General features: G+C 75.9%; 11 protein-coding genes. 3 read left to right on the top strand and 8 right to left on the bottom strand.

The features are described 5' to 3' along the window. Positions 1 to 14 precede the first annotated feature (14 nt). The 5 genes from Sya03_RS21675 to Sya03_RS21695 form a co-directional block, all read right to left on the bottom strand. Positions 15 to 1,928 carry a delta-60 repeat domain-containing protein gene (locus Sya03_RS21675; RefSeq protein ID WP_370872044.1) on the bottom strand — a complete coding sequence of 638 codons (1,914 nt, stop codon included), beginning with the start codon at positions 1,926 to 1,928 and terminating at the stop codon, positions 15 to 17. 140 nt (positions 1,929 to 2,068) lie between these two features. Next, complete coding sequence (locus Sya03_RS21680) at positions 2,069 to 3,058, bottom strand: glycosyltransferase (RefSeq protein WP_203940193.1); 990 nt, start codon at positions 3,056 to 3,058, stop codon at positions 2,069 to 2,071. 25 nt (positions 3,059 to 3,083) lie between these two features. Further along, positions 3,084 to 4,595 carry a sugar transferase gene (locus Sya03_RS21685; RefSeq protein ID WP_239107744.1) on the bottom strand — a complete coding sequence of 504 codons (1,512 nt, stop codon included), beginning with the start codon at positions 4,593 to 4,595 and terminating at the stop codon, positions 3,084 to 3,086. Continuing rightward, positions 4,592 to 5,872, bottom strand: coding sequence for a hypothetical protein (locus Sya03_RS21690; RefSeq protein WP_203940239.1), 1,281 nt, complete (start codon positions 5,870 to 5,872; stop codon positions 4,592 to 4,594). Before Sya03_RS21690 ends, Sya03_RS21685 begins: the two co-directional genes overlap by 4 nt. Positions 5,873 to 6,112: 240 nt before the next feature. Then, positions 6,113 to 7,093, bottom strand: a complete 981-nt coding sequence (locus Sya03_RS21695) for a glycoside hydrolase family 16 protein (protein ID WP_203940194.1) — start codon at positions 7,091 to 7,093, stop codon at positions 6,113 to 6,115. 136 nt (positions 7,094 to 7,229) lie between these two features. Between Sya03_RS21695 and Sya03_RS21700 the strand changes: the two genes are divergently transcribed. Further along, positions 7,230 to 8,612, top strand: coding sequence for a glucose-6-phosphate dehydrogenase (locus Sya03_RS21700; RefSeq protein WP_203940195.1), 1,383 nt, complete (start codon positions 7,230 to 7,232; stop codon positions 8,610 to 8,612). Further along, entirely contained in the window at positions 8,612 to 10,396 is a 1,785-nt protein-coding gene (locus Sya03_RS21705) for a glycoside hydrolase family 15 protein (RefSeq protein WP_203940196.1), read from the top strand. Before Sya03_RS21700 ends, Sya03_RS21705 begins: the two co-directional genes overlap by 1 nt. 19 nt (positions 10,397 to 10,415) lie before the next feature. On the opposite strand, the gene Sya03_RS21710 is transcribed toward Sya03_RS21705, so the two are convergent. The 3 genes from Sya03_RS21710 to Sya03_RS21720 are packed head-to-tail and all read right to left on the bottom strand — an operon-like array spanning position 10,416 to position 13,555. Then, entirely contained in the window at positions 10,416 to 12,089 is a 1,674-nt protein-coding gene (locus Sya03_RS21710) for an amidase (protein ID WP_239107745.1), read from the bottom strand. Then, positions 12,086 to 12,475, bottom strand: coding sequence for a hypothetical protein (locus Sya03_RS21715; RefSeq protein WP_239107746.1), 390 nt, complete (start codon positions 12,473 to 12,475; stop codon positions 12,086 to 12,088). The genes Sya03_RS21710 and Sya03_RS21715 overlap by 4 nt, the downstream gene beginning before the upstream one ends. A 12-nt stretch (positions 12,476 to 12,487) precedes the next feature. Next, positions 12,488 to 13,555: a M14 family zinc carboxypeptidase gene (locus Sya03_RS21720; RefSeq protein ID WP_203940197.1), complete on the bottom strand. Its 1,068-nt coding sequence runs from the start codon at positions 13,553 to 13,555 to the stop codon at positions 12,488 to 12,490. A gap of 164 nt (positions 13,556 to 13,719) precedes the next feature. Between Sya03_RS21720 and Sya03_RS21725 the strand changes: the two genes are divergently transcribed. After that, the gene (locus Sya03_RS21725) at positions 13,720 to 16,380 is read left to right on the top strand and encodes an AMP-binding protein (RefSeq protein ID WP_203940198.1); all 2,661 of its coding nucleotides are present in this window, start codon (positions 13,720 to 13,722) and stop codon (positions 16,378 to 16,380) included. The last annotated feature ends 64 nt before the right edge of the window (positions 16,381 to 16,444 follow it).

Raw genomic sequence — 16,444 nt, forward strand, 5'->3', positions numbered from 1 at the left:
GCGGGCTCACCGCGTCAGGACGTGGCGTAGAACAGCGTCGGGCTCGACCAGGCCGCGGCCGGCGAGCCGGTGGCCAGGGTGACCGCGGCGGCGCCGTCGACGGAGGCGCCCGCGAACGGCACCGCCCGCAGGGCCCCGCCGGTCGTGCCGTGGACGATCCGGCCGGCGGCGTACGTCATGCCCCGGACGGAGCCCCACGCCACACCCTGCGTGGGCACGACGAACGCGGTGCAGCCGACCACGGAGCCGTCCGGCTCCAGGTAGCGGGCGAACAGCCGGTCGTCGCCCGCGACGGTGTAGTACATGCGCCCGTCGAGGTAGAACGCGCCGGTCAGGCTCGACGCGCCGAACCAGGCGTTGTAGCCGCTGCCCAGCCACGGCGCGCCGGCCGCGCCCCGGTTGAACGTCGTCACCCACAGCTGGCCGTTGGTGCCCGCGGTCCGGTCGGTGCGGGCGAAGTACACCCGGTTGCCGAGGGCGAAGGCCGCCCCGGGCGCGACGATGTTCGGCTGGCCGCCGGCCACCGGGGCGCCCAGCGCGGTGCCGTCGAACGGCACCCTGGTCAGCGTGCCGGCGGCGCCGCCGCCCAGGTACAGGAACCCGGGGGTGGCCGACGGCGCGTTGACCGCGGCGACCGTGCGGCCCCCGGCGAGCGGGAACATGCCCAGCCGGCCGTGGTACTCCCGGCCGAGCCCGTCGGAGTCGAAGCCGGCGAACAGGCCGGTCGCGCCGCGGAACAGCTCGAACACCACGGGTCCCCAGCTGACCGTGCCGGCGGGGGCGCCGCTGCGGGTCGGGTTCCACGCCATCGGCATGCCGTTGATCGGGTTCAGCGCGCCGTAGCCGTACCGGTCGACCGCCCCGGCGCCGGGGTTGTCGGTGCCGTTGGCGTTGTTCAGCCAGCGGAAGTGCCCGGCGAGGTAGACGACGTTGTCCGCCGCCTCGACCGAGGTGATCGAGTCGCGGCCCGTGTCCTGCACCCAGGTGGCGTCGAGCGCGGTGCCGCGCGCGCCGGTCTCCCAGCGGGTGAGGGTGTCGCAGTACGCCCCGGTGCCCCGGCCGCCGTCGGCGGCGATGACGAAGTAGCTGCCGTCGTCGGCGAAGTCCACGTCGCGGGCGTAGAACGGGAAGGTGGTGCTGGCGCACGGGGGGACGTAGCGCTGGGTGTCCCAGTTCGCCACCGTCGGCGTGCCCGACATGTCGACGAGGACGACCTGGTTGCGCGCCTGGCCGTTGACCCGGGTGAAGTTGCCGACGGCGACCAGCGTCCGGCCGTCGGGGGCGACGTCGAGGCCCCAGACCAGCTCGGCGCCGCGGCGGGCGACGCTCGCGTCGATCTGGAACGTCGGGTCGATCGCGCCGGTGGTGGCGTTCAGCCGGGCCAGCAGCGAGTGCTGGGTGCCGTTGACCCAGTGGAACGCGCCGGCGACGTAGAGGCTGTTGCCGCGCACGACCAGGCGGCGCACGAGGCCGCCGTCGCCGCGGCCCACCCAGGAGGTGACCGTCGAGCCGGTGGCCGGGTCGAGCGCGACCAGGTTGCGGCGGGCGACGCCGTTGACGGTGCGGAAGGCGCCGCCGGCGACGAGCCGGCCGTCCGGGGTGACCGCGAGCGCCTGCACGGCCCCGTCGAGGACGGGCGCGAACGACGTCTGCAGCGCGCCGCTGGTGCGGTCGTACGCGAACAGGTAGTTGCGGGCCGTCGCGGTGCCGGCCGCGGCGCGGACGGAGGTGAAGCTGCCGCCCACGTAGACCGTGTTGCCGATCTCCGCGAACGCGTACGCGGCGCCGTTCAGGGCGTGCGGCACGTTGTCGGCGGGGTTGGCGGAGACGAGGGTGCTCGTGACCGGGGTGGACGGTGCGGCGTGCGCCGCGGTCGCGGTGAGTCCGAACACGGACGTCGGGATGGCGACGGCAATGGCGGCGAGCACGCCGATCGGCCGGCGGGAGACTCGACGAGTAAGCCCTTGAACCACATAGCCCCCAGAACGGTTGCGCGAATGTTCAGTGTGTGAGGTGCCCCATTTAGGAGCCATCAGCCGATCGGTCCGACCGACCCGCATTTGGTGTGTTACAAAGCGATCCGGTCGAGCCCCGCTGCCCGTTCCTCCCGTCCGGACGCCGCGCCGAGCCGGAACGGCGTGACCGCGCTGCGCGAGCGCACCTCCCACGACGCCGCCGCGGCGAGGTCGCCGGCCGTGATCTCGTCCGCCTCCCGGGCCAGCACCAGCCCGCGCGTGTCCAGCTCCCGCGCGACGGCCACCTGGTGGTCGTCGACGTGCTCGCTGTGCCGGCGCCGGCGCGGGACGTAGATCGCCCGCTTGCCGGTGCGCATCGCCGCCAGCGCCGAGCCGACCCCGGCGTGCGTGACGACGACGTCCGCCTCGCGCATGGCCTGCTGCATCTCCGCGTGCGGGACGTGCCGGCGGGCGCCGGCCGGCATGCCCGGGATCTCGGTCGAGCCGACCTGCCACAGCACGTCCGCCGAGTCGGGCAGGATCCGCACCAGCGAGCTCAGCAGCCGCGGGAACCGGAACTTCTCGTGCGTGCCCAGCGCGACGACGACCTTGCCGACGGGCCGCGGCGCCGGGCGCTGCCGGGCGATGTGGCCGTCGAAGACCGACCCACCGAACCGCCACCGCTGCCCCGCCCACGCCGCGTACTGCGTGTGCAGGTGCACGCCGGGCAGCCGCGCGACGAGGCGGCCGCTGAGCGACGGCGCGTGCGTGCGGGTCGCGCTCTCGATGTAGTGGCACTCGACGCCCGCGCGGACCGCCGGCACGAAGAACGACACCGCCACGCTCGCCCCGGTGCTGATCACCCGGGTGAACCGGCCACCGGCCAGCAGCCGGCGCGCCGCCACGTAGTCCCGCAGCGTGCCGACCACGTCGCGGCTGGTCGCGGGCGGCACGTGAATCACCGGCTCGCCGGCCAGCAGCGACCGGCTCTGCGGGGTGTCGAAGGTGACCCAGCAGTAGTCGTCGCCGATGCCCAGCCGGGGCCGCAGCTCGTGCAGCTCGGCCAGGTGCCCGCCGGTGGAGGCCAGCAGCATGGTGGTCATCGGGCGGCCTCCCGGGTCGTGGTCATCAGTAGGCGCCGGAGCCGCGCACGACGGCGACGACCGTGCGGAGCAGGATCATGAGGTCGAGCGACAGCGACCAGTTCTCGACGTACTGCAGGTCGAGCCGGACCGCCTCCTCCCACGACAGGTCGGACCGGCCGCTGACCTGCCACAGCCCGGTCATGCCGGGCTTGACCACCAGCCGGCGCCGCATGTCGTCGGGGTAGTTCGCCACCTCGGCGGCCAGCGGCGGCCGCGGCCCGACGAGCGACATGTGCCCGCGCAGCACGTTGAGGATCTGCGGCAGCTCGTCGAGGGAGTACCGGCGCAGGAACCGGCCGGTCCGGGTGACCCGGGGGTCGGCGCGCAGCTTGAACAGCACCCCGTCGGACGCCTGCTCCGCGCGCAGCTGCGCGAGGCGCTGCTCGGCGTCGACGTGCATGGTGCGGAACTTGACCATCGGGAACGCCCGGCCGTGCCGGCCGACCCGGTCCTGCCGGAACAGGGCGGGGCCCGGCGAGTCCAGTTTGACCAGCACCGCCACCGCGAGCATGACGGGCGCGACGACGGCCAGGACGCTCAGCGCGGCGACGAACTCGAAGACGCCCTTGACCATGCGCCGCCCGCCGGACAGCCGGGGGTGCTCGATGTGCATCAGCGGCAGGCCGTCCACCGGCCGGATCGCGATCCGGTCGCCCGTGACGTCGAGCAGCGACGAGGCCATGATCAGCTCGACGTCGTCGCGTTCCAGGGCCCACGCCAGCCGGCGCAGCCCGGGGCCGTCGAGCTCGGGCACCGACAGCACGATCACGGTGTCGGCGTCGGCCCGGGTGGCGGACCGGGCCGTCGAGGCGATGTCGCCGGCAACCGGCACGCCGAGATCGGCGAGGTACCCGAGGTCGCCGAGGTCGCCGGCTGCGTCCGGGTCGGGCACGCACGCCGCGACCACCTGCAGGCCGTGGTGCGGGCGGCGGCGCAGCTGGCGGGCCAGGTCGGCGACCGCGCCGGGCCGCCCGACGGCGAGCACCCGGCGCACGGCCACGCCGCGGGCCCGGTCGCGGTGCAGCCGGCGGCGCAGCACGAACCGGCCGGTCATCGACAGCGCGGTCATCAGCGGCAGCACGACCACGAGGTAGCCGCGGGCCACGTGGGCGTCGAACGCGTACGACACCAGCGCGGTGCCGACGGTCAGCCGGACGCCCGCGCGCAGGGTGTGCTGGTACTCGCCGACGCCGACGAACAGCAGCCGGGTCTCGTAGGCGCGGGCGACCGACAGCGCCGCGAGCCAGCAGAACGGCAGCAGCAGCGACAGCGCGAGGTAGCGGTGGGTGTGGCCGCCGCTGACGGGCCCGAACCGCACGAGGTACCCGGTCGCCGTCGCCAGCAGCGCGGCCGCCAGGTCGGCCAGCACGAGGGTGCGCAGGTACCGGCCCTCCCACGGCCGGTGCGGCACGACCCGGCGGGCGACCGACGCGGCCGGCGCGGCCGCTGCCGGCGGCGCGACCCGCGCCGGGGGCGGCGTGTCCAGCATGGTCATCGGCCGGCCCCCCGAACGGCCGGCCGGGTCGCCGGCCGGATGTCCAGGCGGGCGGCCAGGACCGGCAGCAGGGCCGGGTGCAGGCGGGGGTTCCAGCCGGCGCCCCCGGCCGCGAGCTCCGCGGTGCGCAGCCACAGTTCGGCGAGGTACGCGTCGGCGACGGCGCGGCACTGGTCCGGCCCGAGGCCGGCGCGCGGCCCGTGCCGGCGCACCTGCCCGGCCATGTGGGCGGCCGCGCCGGCGGCGTCGAGGCCGCGCAGCGACAGGGCCGTCTGGAAGGCCTGGTGGGCGAGGTCGAAGCCGACGGGCACCCCGGCGCCCCGGTTCTCCCAGTCCCACGCGACGAGCCGGCCGCGGTGCTCGCCGAGGTTCCACGGCACCCAGTCGCCGTGCCAGTCGCCGAACTCCAGCAGGGTGGCGCCGTCGCGCCGGTCGAGCGCGGCGACCAGGTCGCAGATCGGGCCGCCGGCCCGCTCGGCCCTAACGGCCAGCCCGGCCAGGTACGCCGAGCCGCCGAGCGCCTCGGGTGCGGCCGCCGGGCCGCCGCGGCGGGCGACGGCCAGCATGGCGCCGACGCGCGGGGTGTCCGGCCGGCTGATCCGGCGCACGCTGCGGGGCATGGGCTCCACGACGGTGACGGCGCGGTCGCCCCACTCCAGGGCGCGCAGCAGCCGCGGGATCGCGGGCAGGCCGGCGCCGCCGCGGGGCAGCCCGCTCAGGGCGGCGGCCTCGGCGCGGGCGAGCGCGCGGGTCGCGTCGTTCCAGCCGATCTTCGCGTATCCGCGCGGCCGGCCGTGGTCGTCGAACAGCTGCAGGGTGGGCTTGTGGTGCGGGTCCGGCGGGCGCACCCCGATCGCGGCGTGCAGCGGGACGCCGAGCAGCGCGCCCAGCTCCTCGGTGAGCAGCAGCTCGCGCAGGTCCGCGCCGTCGGGGGCGGACACCGTCAGGACGGGCATGCCGGCCAGGCCGGTGCCGCCGAGCGCGGCGAGGACGCCCACCGCCAGCCGGTTGAGCCGCACGCGGGCGGGACGCAGCGCGTTGTAGGCGATGGTCGACGCCGCGGCGACCCGGCGGGAGGCGAGCGGCAGCAGGAACCGGGCGTGCTCCAGCGACGGCACGACGGCGTACCGCGCCATCGCCCGCTGCCCGGCGGGCGTGGCGGCGGGACCGCGGTGCACCCGCAGGCGAAGCCGCGCGTCGGGGAAGATCGCCCGGGTCACCCAGCCGATGCCGTCCCGGCGGTCGCGCGGGTCGGTGACGTCGGTGGTGTCGGTGATGTCGTCCGCCATCGCCACGACCCCCTCCCCCGCGAGTGCGTCCCGCCGCGCCGGTCGACACAGCTGACATCAACGCTAAGTGAGCGTGGCGGGGCGAAGCATGGGCCGGAAGGGGGAGGGAATGACACCGTTTCAGCTGCATACAGGTGCAATTGCGGGTCCAGTCGACCGGGTACGGCACCGATGTCCGATTACCGAGAGCGACCGATGTCGCAGGGCGAAAACCTCAAGCGGCGGGATTCACCGCTGCCAGACCCGGACGTGGTCGACGACGAAGTCGGCCGGGAACCGCGTGGCGGCGTCCGGGTCGCCGAGCCAGCCGCCGACCTGGACGTTGAGCCGTAGGTTGAACGGCCGGCTGAACGCCTCGGCGAACCACGGGGTCGTCGTGCGGTCCCGCCGGTAGACCGGCACGCCGTCGATGTACCAGCGCAGCTCGCCGGGCTCCCACTCGGTGGTGTAGGTGTGGAACCCGTCGGCGGGGTGCCCGGTGGTGAGGGTGTGCCGGTTGTCCTGCTTGACCGGCGTGTAGTCGTAGAAGATCGCCTGGGTGGCGGCGCGGTGGTAGGCGGCGCCGCCGGGCAGCTCGACCACGTCGATCTCGCCCTTGCCCCCGTCGTCCGGGCGCAGCCAGAACGCGGGCCACAGCCCCTGCGAGCCGTCGGGCACGGTCGGCGACTTCGCCCGCACCTCGAAGCGCCCGTACGTGAACGACGCCTTGCCGATGGTGTCCAGGTACGCCTCGGTGTAGGACCGGGTCTGCGACCCGCACCGGACGCGTTCCCGCAGGGCCCGGATGACGAGCACGCCGTCCCGCTCGAAGGCGTTGCGCGGGCTCGCCACGTTGCAGCCGAGGTCGACGTCGCGGCCCTCGCCGTCGCGCACGTTCCACCGGGCCCGGTCGATGACGGTGTCGTCGAACTCGTCGGCCCACACCAGCCGCCAGCCCGGCACCGCCGGAGCCTTCGGGGGCCGCGTGGCGGCGCGGGTCGCCGCAGGTTCGGACGGCCCATCGGTCACCCGCACCGAGGGCCGCGTCGACGAGGCCGGCGGCGACGCCGGCGACGGCCGGCTCTCCGCCGGGGCGACCGCGACCGGGGTGCCCGCCACCGGCGCGGGCGATCCGGGCGCCGCCGGGCGGGTGAGGTGGATCAGGGCGCCCGCGAGCAGGCCGCCCAGCACCAGCAGGACCACCGGCCGGGGTGCTGACCTGGGCGCCATGCGGCTCACTGTAGGTGCCTGCCGGAGGCCCGTCAGTCGATCGGCGGATCGCGCCGGACGCCGCCCGGAGGCATGAAACGCGGGCGATCAGGTGAACAAGAGGACCGACCCACAACCGACGGATCGGGGAACCCGCATGACCACTGACTCGGTGCAGACGCTGCTCGTCCTGGGCGCGAGCGGCGATCTGACGGCGCGGCTGCTGCTGCCGGGCCTGGCCGGGCTGCTGGCCGGCGGGGCCGCGCCCGGCCTGGCCCTGGTCGGCAGCGGCACCGACGACTGGGACGACGAGCGGTGGCGCAGCCGGGTCACCGAGTCGTTCGCCGCGGCGGGCGGCGACCCGGCCGTGGCGCGGGTGGCCGGGACCGCCCGCTACCTGCGGGCCGACGTGACCCGCCCCGACGACCTGCGGCGGCTGCTCGCGGCGTGCGAGGGCCGCGTCGCGATCTTCTTCGCGCTGCCGCCCGCGGTCACCGCCGCCGCGTGCGCGGTGCTGGCGGACATCGGCGTGCCGGCCGGCACCCGGCTGGTCCTGGAGAAGCCCTTCGGCACGGACGCGCAGAGCGCACGGCAGCTCAACGAGCTGCTGAGCCGGCTGGTCCCGGAGGACCAGGTCCACCGGGTGGACCACTTCCTCGGCAAGTCCACGGTGCTGAACATCCTCGGCCTGCGCTTCGCCAATCGCATCTTCGAACCGCTGCTGTCCTCCGCGCACGTCGAGTCGGTCGACATCGTCTTCGACGAGAGCCTCGCACTGGAGGGCCGGGCCGGCTACTACGACAGGGCCGGCGCCCTCGCCGACATGATCCAGAGCCACCTGCTGCAGGTGCTGGCGCTGCTCGTCATGGAGGCGCCGCCCACCCTGGACGCCCGGGAGTTCCGCGACCGCAAGGCGCAGGTGCTGCGCGCCACCCGGCTGTGGGACGACGACCCCGCGGCGTGCAGCCGGCGGGCCCGGTACGCGGCCGGCGCGGTGGACGGGCGGCAGCTGCCCGCGTACGCCGACGAGGCCGGCGTGGACCCCGCGCGCGGCACCGAGACCCTCGCCGAGCTGGTCGTCGCCGTGGACACCTGGCGCTGGGCCGGGGTGCCGTTCCGGCTGCGGTCCGGCAAGGCGCTGAGCGCCACCCGCAAGGAGGCGGTGATCACGTTCAAGCCGCCGCAGCGGGTGCCGGACGGCCTGACCGGCTGGAACCGGCACGACCGGCTGCGCATCGGCTTCGGCCCCGACCGGCTGCACCTCGACTTCAGCATCAACGGTCCCGGCGACCCGTTCGTCCTCGACCCGGTGACGCTGGATGCGGAGTTCGGGCCGGGCGACCTGCCGCCGTACGGCGAGGTGCTGCGCGGCGTCCTGGAGGGCGACCCGACGCTGTCGGTGCGCGGCGACACCGCCGAGGAGTGCTGGCGGATCGTCGACCCGGTGCTGGCGGCGTGGCGCTCGGGCGCGGTGCCGCTGCTGGAGTACCCGGCCGGCAGCACCGGGCCCGCCGACTCGCTGCTGCGGGCGGACGCCTGATGGCCGGCCTGATCGAGGACTACGCCCTGCTGGGCGACCTGCACACCGCGGCGCTCGTCGGCCGGGACGGCTCCATCGACTGGCTGTGCCTGCCCCGGTTCGACTCCCCGGCGTGCTTCGCGGCGCTGCTGCACGACGAGAACGCCGGCCACTGGCGGATCGGCCCGGCGGCGGGCGGCACGTGCACCCGCCGCCGGTACCGCGGCGACTCCCTCGTGCTGGAGACGGAGTGGGAGGGGCCCGACGGCACCGTGCGGGTGGTGGACCTCATGCCGCCGCGCGGCGACGCGGCGGACGTCGTGCGCATCGTCGAGGGCGTCAGCGGGCGGGTCCGGATGCGCAGCGAACTGCGGCTGCGCTTCGACTACGGGTCGGTCGTGCCCTGGGTGCGGCACGTCGACGGCATGCTGACGGCGGTGGCCGGGCCCGACGCCGTGTGGCTGCGCACCCCCGTCGCGCTGCACGGGCAGGACGAGGCGACGTGGGCGGAGTTCGAGGTCGAGGCGGGCGACCGGGTGCCGTTCGTGCTGATGTGGGCGCCGTCGCACCTGCCCGCCCCGACACCGGTCGACGCGGCGGACGCCCTGGCCGAAACGGAGTCGTTCTGGTCGGGCTGGATGGGGTCGTGCACGTACCGCGGCGGGTGGGAGGAGGCCGTGCGCCGGTCCCTCGTCACCCTGAAGGGACTGACGTACGCCCCGACCGGCGGCATCGCCGCGGCGGCCACCACCTCGCTGCCGGAGCACATCGGTGGCGTGCGCAACTGGGACTACCGGTACTGCTGGCTGCGCGACGCCACGTTCACCCTGCAGGCGCTGCTCGGCAGCGGCTTCGTCACCGAGGCGACGGCGTGGCGCAACTGGCTGTTGCGCGCGGTGGCCGGCTCCCCGGGTGACCTGCAGATCATGTACGGGCTCGACGGCACCCGCCGGCTGCCGGAGTACGAGCTGCCGTGGCTGCGCGGGTACGAGAACTCGGCGCCGGTGCGCATCGGCAACGGCGCCGCCGGGCAGTTCCAGCTCGACGTCTGGGGCGAGGTGCTGGAGGGCCTGTACCTCGGGCGCGCGTCGGGCCTGGCGGCGTCGGCGGACGCGTGGGACCTGCAGAAGGCCCTGATGGACTACCTGGAGGGCCACTGGGACGACCCCGACAACGGGCTGTGGGAGGTGCGCGGCCCGCGGCGGCACTTCGTGCACTCGAAGGTGATGGCCTGGGCCGGGGTGGACCGGATGGCCCGCTCGGTCGCCGAGTTCGGCCTGGACGGGCCGGCCGAGCGGTGGCACGCCCTGCGCGACCAGATCCACGCCGACGTGTGCGCGAACGGCTTCGACCCCGGCCGCGGCACGTTCACCCAGTACTACGGCGGCTCCGAACTGGACGCCTCGCTGCTGCTGATCCCCCGCGTCGGGTTCCTGCCGTGGCGCGACGAGCGGGTGGCCGGGACCGTCCGCGCCGTGCAGCGGGAGCTGTGCGAGGACGGCTTCGTCCTGCGCTACCGGACCGACAGCGGCGTCGACGGCCTGCCCGGCGACGAGGGCGCCTTCCTGGCGTGCAGCTTCTGGCTGGTCGACGCTCTGCACGGCCTGGGGCGCACCGGCGAGGCGGTGGCGCTGTTCGAACGCCTGCTGGGGCTGCGCAACGACGTCGGGCTGCTGGCCGAGGAGTGGGACCCCCGGGCCCGGCGGCAGGTGGGCAACTTCCCGCAGGCGTTCAGCCACGAGCCGCTGGTCAACTCGGCGCGGCAGCTCGCGCGGGACACCACCGCGACCACGACCGGGCTGTGAGCCCGGCCGCGGCCGGCGGTCACTGCATCCGGCGGACGACCTCCTCGGCGGTCAGCCGGCCCCGGCGGGGGTCGGGCGCGGCGGCGGTCGCGGTGCGCCAGTCGCGGCGGGCGGTGCGCGGCGCGCGGCCGTCCGCGGTGGCCGGCGGGTCGGCCGGGCGGCGCAGGTGCCAGTCGGTGACGTCCTGGTAGGCGGCGGCGACGGCCAGCAGCCGGTCCTCCGCGTACGGCGGTGCGCCGAGGATCGTGCCGATCGGCAGGCCGGCCGCGGTGAAGCCGATCGGCAGGGCCAGTTCGGGCAGGCCGATGATGTCGAACGGCAGCGGGCCGGTCTGCACGACGACGTCGCACCGGTCGAACAGGTCCAGCACCCGTTCCAGCAGCACCAGCTTGGCGCGCTGGCCGGTCAGGTACTCGTCGGCGCCGAGCAGCGCGCCCTGCAGCCAGCCGGTGACCGACACCCCGAACGCGCGCAGGTCGGTGCGCAGGTACGGCTTGAACGGCTCGCTGCGTTCGGGCAGCCGGACGTTGTTGAACTCGGGGCCGGTCAGCAGCTCCCACTCGGCGGGCAGCGGCACGTCGACCAGGCTCGCGCCGGGGATGGCGTCGAGCGCGGCGAGGAACGCCCGGCGCGCCGCGGCGGTCGGCGTGGCGCCGGCGGTGTACCCGGGGATGACGCCGACGCGGGTGCGCCAGCGCAGCCGCGGCCGGCGGTTGGCGCGCACCGGCGTCGCGGCGGCCACCAGGTCACCGACGGGCGGCAGGCCCTGGGTGCGGGGGTCGCGGCGGTCGGGGCCGGCCATCGCGGTGAGCATGATGGCGGCGTCCATGGCGTCGCGGGCGAGCGGGCCGGGATGGTCGCGGGTGTAGCTGAGCGGGATGATGCCGTACAGCGACACGCGGCCCATGGTGGGCTTGAGGCCGGTCAGGTTCTGCGCGTTCGACGGGCCGGTGATGGACCCGCCGGTCTGGGTGCCGGTGCCGGAGGTGGCCAGCCGGCCGGCCACCGCGGTGGCGGAGCCGGTGGACGAGCCGCCGGGGTCGACCGACGGGTCGGTGGGCGCCCACGCGCTGACGGTGGTGATGACCCCGTTGGGCGCGGTGGCGCGGGTGGTGGCCAGCGGGCCCATCTGCGTCTTGCCGAGCACGATGCCGCCGGCGGCCCGCAGCCGGGCCACCGCGGTCGCGTCGGACGGCGGCACGAAGTCCTGGAACAGGTACGAGTTCGCCGTCGTGCGCAGCCCGGCCGTCCAGTAGTTGTCCTTGACAGCCAGCGGAATGCCGCGCAGCGGCGTGCGCGGGCCGCGGCGGCCCAGCCGCCGCGCCTCGGCGAGGGCCCGGTCGCCGGCGACCAGGTTGAACGCCTGGTAGACGGGCTCGACGACGCCGATCCGGTCCAGGTACGCCTCGACGAGCCGCTCCGGGTCGAGCCGGCCGGCGCGGATCAGCCACGCCGCCTCGGCGATGGTCAGCTCGGTGATGTCGCGCAGCGCCTCGGGCCGCGGCGGCCGGTACGGCGTGCCGCGGGTGCCCCGGAACCCGCCGGGCGGCTGCGCCGGGGCGCCCGCGTACGCGATCGACGGCAGGGCGGCCGCGCCGGCCGCGGTGGTTCCCGCGACGGCGGCGGCCCGCACCAGGAACGAGCGCCGGTCGACCAGGCGGTCCACCGGCCCGGGGCCGGCCGCGGCGGTCACGACGCCCGCCAGGCGGTGCTGATCGACGGGTAGAGCAGGGGCGCCCGCTGCTGCGACAGCGGGACGACGTGGGCCGGGTCGGTGCCGGCGGGCACGGGCAGCTGGTAGGCGCTGAGCGTGGTGACGGTGCCGCGCAGGAACGCGCGCAGCGAGGCCAGCACGGTGTCGCGGCCGGGCGACCCGGTCACCGGGTCCGGCCGGGTGCCGGGCGGAAGCTGGTCGAGGTCGATGCCGGCCAGGGCGAGCCGGGCGCGGATGAGGGTGTCGAGGTCGGCGTCGGTGGGCGGGGCAGGCGGCACGGCGATCGCCTCCAGCGGGGCGGTGTCCGGGATGTCGGTGGCCGGCGCCGCCGCCCGGCCCGGTGTCCCGGGGGCGGGCGGCGGCACGGGCGTCGGGCGTCAGGCGGCGTCGGCCCGGGCGAGTTCGGCGGGCGCGTCCGGGATGGCGGGGCCGCGTTCCGGGATCGCGTCGGCCCGGGCGGGGTCGATCCGCCAGATCGAGCGGTCGGCGGCGCCCTGGGCGGTGGCGAGCATCGACACGTACGCCGTGCGGATCTGGAACTCGGTCCGGTCCTCGGGCAGGTCCGACAGCTCGACCAGCAGGCTGGCGCTGCCGAGGATGCCGTAGGCGTTCCGGGCGATGCCCTCGTAGTCCCCGCCGGGGTAGCGGGTGACGTTGGCGCGGGCGACGTACGTCATCGCGTCGTAGTTGCGCACCGCCAGCCGGCGGCCCGCCGTGACGGCCGCGCTGCTCGCCAGCGGGCTGGTCGGCCACAGGATGGACGCGGTGGTCTCCCGCCCGTCGGGCTGCCGGTAGCGGCCCTGCATGTGGTAGTCGACGACGATCCGCGGCTCGGTGGCGCGCCACAGCCGCAGGATCGCGCGGGACTCCGGCACCGGGTTGTCCGCGACGGGCGTCAGCGGGTTGTGGAACCGGTTCATGTCGTAGCCGACGCCCGGCTCGGTGTAGGGGCCGCTCGCGTCCGGGTCGTGGTTGTAGCGCTGGTTGCGCACGGCGCCGTCCGGATTGGCCTGCACGACGACGTCGATCGTGACCCGGCTGAGCAGCCAGCGGTGCCACGCGGTGCGCGGCACGCCGAGGGTCCACAGTGCGCGGATCGCGGCGGGCGTGCCGAGCGGCTCGTCGCCGTGCTGCTGGGTGACGTAGAGCAGCCGGGTCGGGCCGTACCCGACCGTGGCGAGCCGGATCGGGCGGCCCTCGTTGGTGCGGCCGATGGTGCCGAGCCGGACCCGTCCGTCGCTGTCCCGCGCGATGCGCGCCAGCGCGCGGCGGACCTCCTGGGGGCTGGGCCGGGCGGGGACCAGGTTCGCGGGGATCGCGGAGGTCAGCGCCGCGGTCGCCACCGGCGACGGGGCGGTCCCCGCCGTGGCGGCGACCGGCGACGCGACGACGACTCCCCCGGCCAGCGCGGCGGCAACGGCGACGGCGGCCAGCTTCGATCTCATCGGCTCCTCCTTGATCGAGATCGTTCGATGCTCGTGCCGACGCTAAATCGGACCCGGCGGTCGCGCACGATCCACTTCGTGCCAAATGGGTGGATCTTGGCGCGGTGATCCACCCCGCGACCGGCTACTTGGAGGTAAGGGCAGCCTCCCCTTATGGTCGCACCATGGCGCCGCCTCATGATCGTGAAACGCTCACCCCGCTGGGCCGTGACCTGGCCGGATTCGGCGACCGGGTGGCGATCGTGACGGATCGGGGCGAGCTGACCTACCGCGACCTGGCTGCCCGGGTGGCCCGGGCGGCCCGCCGGCTCGGCCCCGGCCGGCGGCTCGTCCTGCTGGCCGGCGGCAACACGGTCGACGCCGTGGTGGCGTACCTCGGCGCACTCGCCGCCGGGCACCCCGTCCTGCTCGTCCCCGCCGACGACGCCGTGATCGCCGCGATGGTCGCCGCGTACGACCCGGACGTCGTGGTGCGGCCGGCCGGCGGGCGGTGGACCTACGACCAGCGCCGCCGCGGCTCGGCGCACGAGCTGCACCCGGAGCTGGCGCTGCTGCTGAGCACGTCCGGGTCCACGGGGTCGCCGAAGCTGGTGCGGCTGTCGCACGACAACCTGCGCGCCAACGCGGAGTCGATCGCCGAGTACCTCGGCATCCGCGACACCGACCGCGCCGCGACGACCCTGCCCATGCACTACTGCTACGGGCTGTCCGTGCTCAACAGCCACCTCGTCCGCGGCGCCGGGCTGATCCTGACCGAGAGGTCCGTCGCGGACACCTGCTTCTGGGAGCAGTTCCGCGCGGCCGGCGGCACCAGCTTCGCCGGGGTGCCGTACACGTTCGCGCTGCTGGACCGGGCCGGGTTCGACACGATGCGGCTGCCCGGCCTGCGCTACGTCACCCAGGCCGGCGGCCGGCTGGCGCCCGAGCGGGTGCGCCACTACGCCGAGCTGGGCCGCCGCGCCGGCTGGGACCTGGTCGTCATGTACGGCCAGACCGAGGCGACCGCGCGGATGGCATACCTGCCGCCAGGGCTGGCCGCCGACCACCCGGGCGCGATCGGCGTGGCCGTCCCGGGCGGGTCGCTGCGGCTGGAGCCGGTCGACGGCCACCCCGACCCGGACGTCGGCGAGCTCGTCTACACCGGACCCAACGTGATGCTGGGCTACGCCCACGGCCCCGCCGACCTGGCCCTCGGCCGGGTGACCGGCGAGCTGCGCACCGGCGACCTGGCCCGGCGCGGCCCCGGCGGCCTGTTCGAGATCGTCGGCCGCAGCAGCCGGTTCGCCAAGGTGTTCGGCCTGCGCATCGACCTGCAGCGGGTGGAGGCGGGGCTGGAGCTGGACGGCGTCCCGGCCGCCTGCGCGGCGCGCGACGACGAGCTGGTCGTCGTCGTCGAGGCGCACGCCCACCGGGCCCACCTCGGCCGGATCGTCGCGCAGCGGTGCGCCCTGCCCGCGCGGGCCGTGCGGATCGTCGAGACGCCGCGGCTGCCCCGCACCGCGTCCGGCAAGGTCGACCAGGCCGCCGTGGCCGCCATCGCCGCCGCGCCCGCCGGCTCCCCCGCGCCGGCCGCGCCCGCCACCGACCTCTGCGCGCTGTACGCCGAGGTGCTGGACCGCCCCGGCGTCACGCCGGACGACTCGTTCGTCACCCTCGGCGGCGACTCGCTGTCCTACGTCGAGGTGTCGGTGCGCCTGGAGGCCGCCCTGGGCCGGCTGCCCGCCGGCTGGCACACCATGCCGATCCGCGAGCTGACCCCGGCCCCGCCCGGCGCGGCCCGGTCCCGGCGGCGGCGGCTCGACACGTCGGTGGCGCTGCGCGCCGCGGCGATCGTGCTCATCGCCGGCACCCACATCGGCGTCTTCACCGTCCGCGGCGGCGCGCACCTGCTGCTGGCCGTGGCGGGCTTCAACTTCGCCCGGTTCCACCTCACCGGCGTGGACCGCCGGCGGCGGCTGCGCCACCTCGCCACGTCCATCGGCCGCATCGCCGTGCCCACCGTCGCCTACCTGGCGTTCGTCGTGTTCGTCCTCGGCGACTACGACTGGCGCAACGCGCTGCTGCTCAACGAGGCGATCGGGCCGCGCACCGGCCGCGAGCGGTACTTCTGGTTCATCGAGACGCTCGTCTACATCCTGGTGGCGCTGCTGCTCGCGCTGGCCGCCCCGCTGGCCGACCGGTGGGAACGCCGCCGGCCGTTCCTGCTGCCGGCGGTGCTGCTGGGGGCCGGGCTGCTCGTGCGCTACGACGTCGTCCCGCTGTCGCCGATGGACAACATGACCACCCCGGCGAGCCTGTTCTGGCTGTTCGCGCTGGGCTGGGCGGCCGGCAAGGCGGCCACCACGGCCCAGCGGGCGCTGGTCACCGCGGCCGGCTCGATCGCCCTGATCGGCTACTTCGGCCAGCCGCTGCGGGAGTCGATCATCGCGGCCGGGCTCGTCCTGCTGGTGTGGGTGGCCCAGGTGCCCAGCACGGCCGCGGTCAACCGGCTGGCCGGGGCGCTGGCCGGCAGCTCGCTCTACATCTACCTGACCCACTGGCAGGTGTACCCGCTGCTGGAGAATCACTCGCGCCCGCTGGCGCTGGTGGCCGCCCTCGCCGCCGGCGTGCTGTTCGGCGCCGCCGTCGACCGGGTCACCGCGCGACTGGCCCGGCGCCGCGCGCGGACCCCGCAGGCCGCCGCCGGCGCCGCCGCCGGGGTCGCCGCCGGGGTCGCCGCCCCCGTCGGGGCCGTCCCCGCGCCGCGCCGGCCGCGCCCGCCGGACGTCGTGCGCGCCCGGCGGCGCCGCGGCCGCCCGGCCCCGCCCGCGGCCGTGCCGTGGTGACCGTGTTCACCCCCGTCACCTGCGGCTTTGACCTGAGGTTAGCCTCTGCTAACTTCAGCTCAAT

Source organism: Spirilliplanes yamanashiensis, assembly GCF_016863475.1.
Lineage (GTDB): Bacteria > Actinomycetota > Actinomycetes > Mycobacteriales > Micromonosporaceae > Spirilliplanes > Spirilliplanes yamanashiensis.

Excerpts from the sequence above, each read along its gene's own strand:
- Sya03_RS21680 (WP_203940193.1), bottom strand. The coding sequence starts at position 3,058 with ATGACCACCATGCTGCTGGCCTCCACCGGCGGGCACCTGGCCGAGCTG.
- Sya03_RS21685 (WP_239107744.1), bottom strand. The coding sequence starts at position 4,595 with ATGACCATGCTGGACACGCCGCCCCCGGCGCGGGTCGCGCCGCCGGCA.
- Sya03_RS21695 (WP_203940194.1), bottom strand. The coding sequence starts at position 7,093 with ATGGCGCCCAGGTCAGCACCCCGGCCGGTGGTCCTGCTGGTGCTGGGC.
- Sya03_RS21700 (WP_203940195.1), top strand. The coding sequence starts at position 7,230 with ATGACCACTGACTCGGTGCAGACGCTGCTCGTCCTGGGCGCGAGCGGC.
- Sya03_RS21705 (WP_203940196.1), top strand. The coding sequence starts at position 8,612 with ATGGCCGGCCTGATCGAGGACTACGCCCTGCTGGGCGACCTGCACACC.
- Sya03_RS21720 (WP_203940197.1), bottom strand. The coding sequence starts at position 13,555 with ATGAGATCGAAGCTGGCCGCCGTCGCCGTTGCCGCCGCGCTGGCCGGG.
- Sya03_RS21725 (WP_203940198.1), top strand. The coding sequence starts at position 13,720 with ATGGCGCCGCCTCATGATCGTGAAACGCTCACCCCGCTGGGCCGTGAC.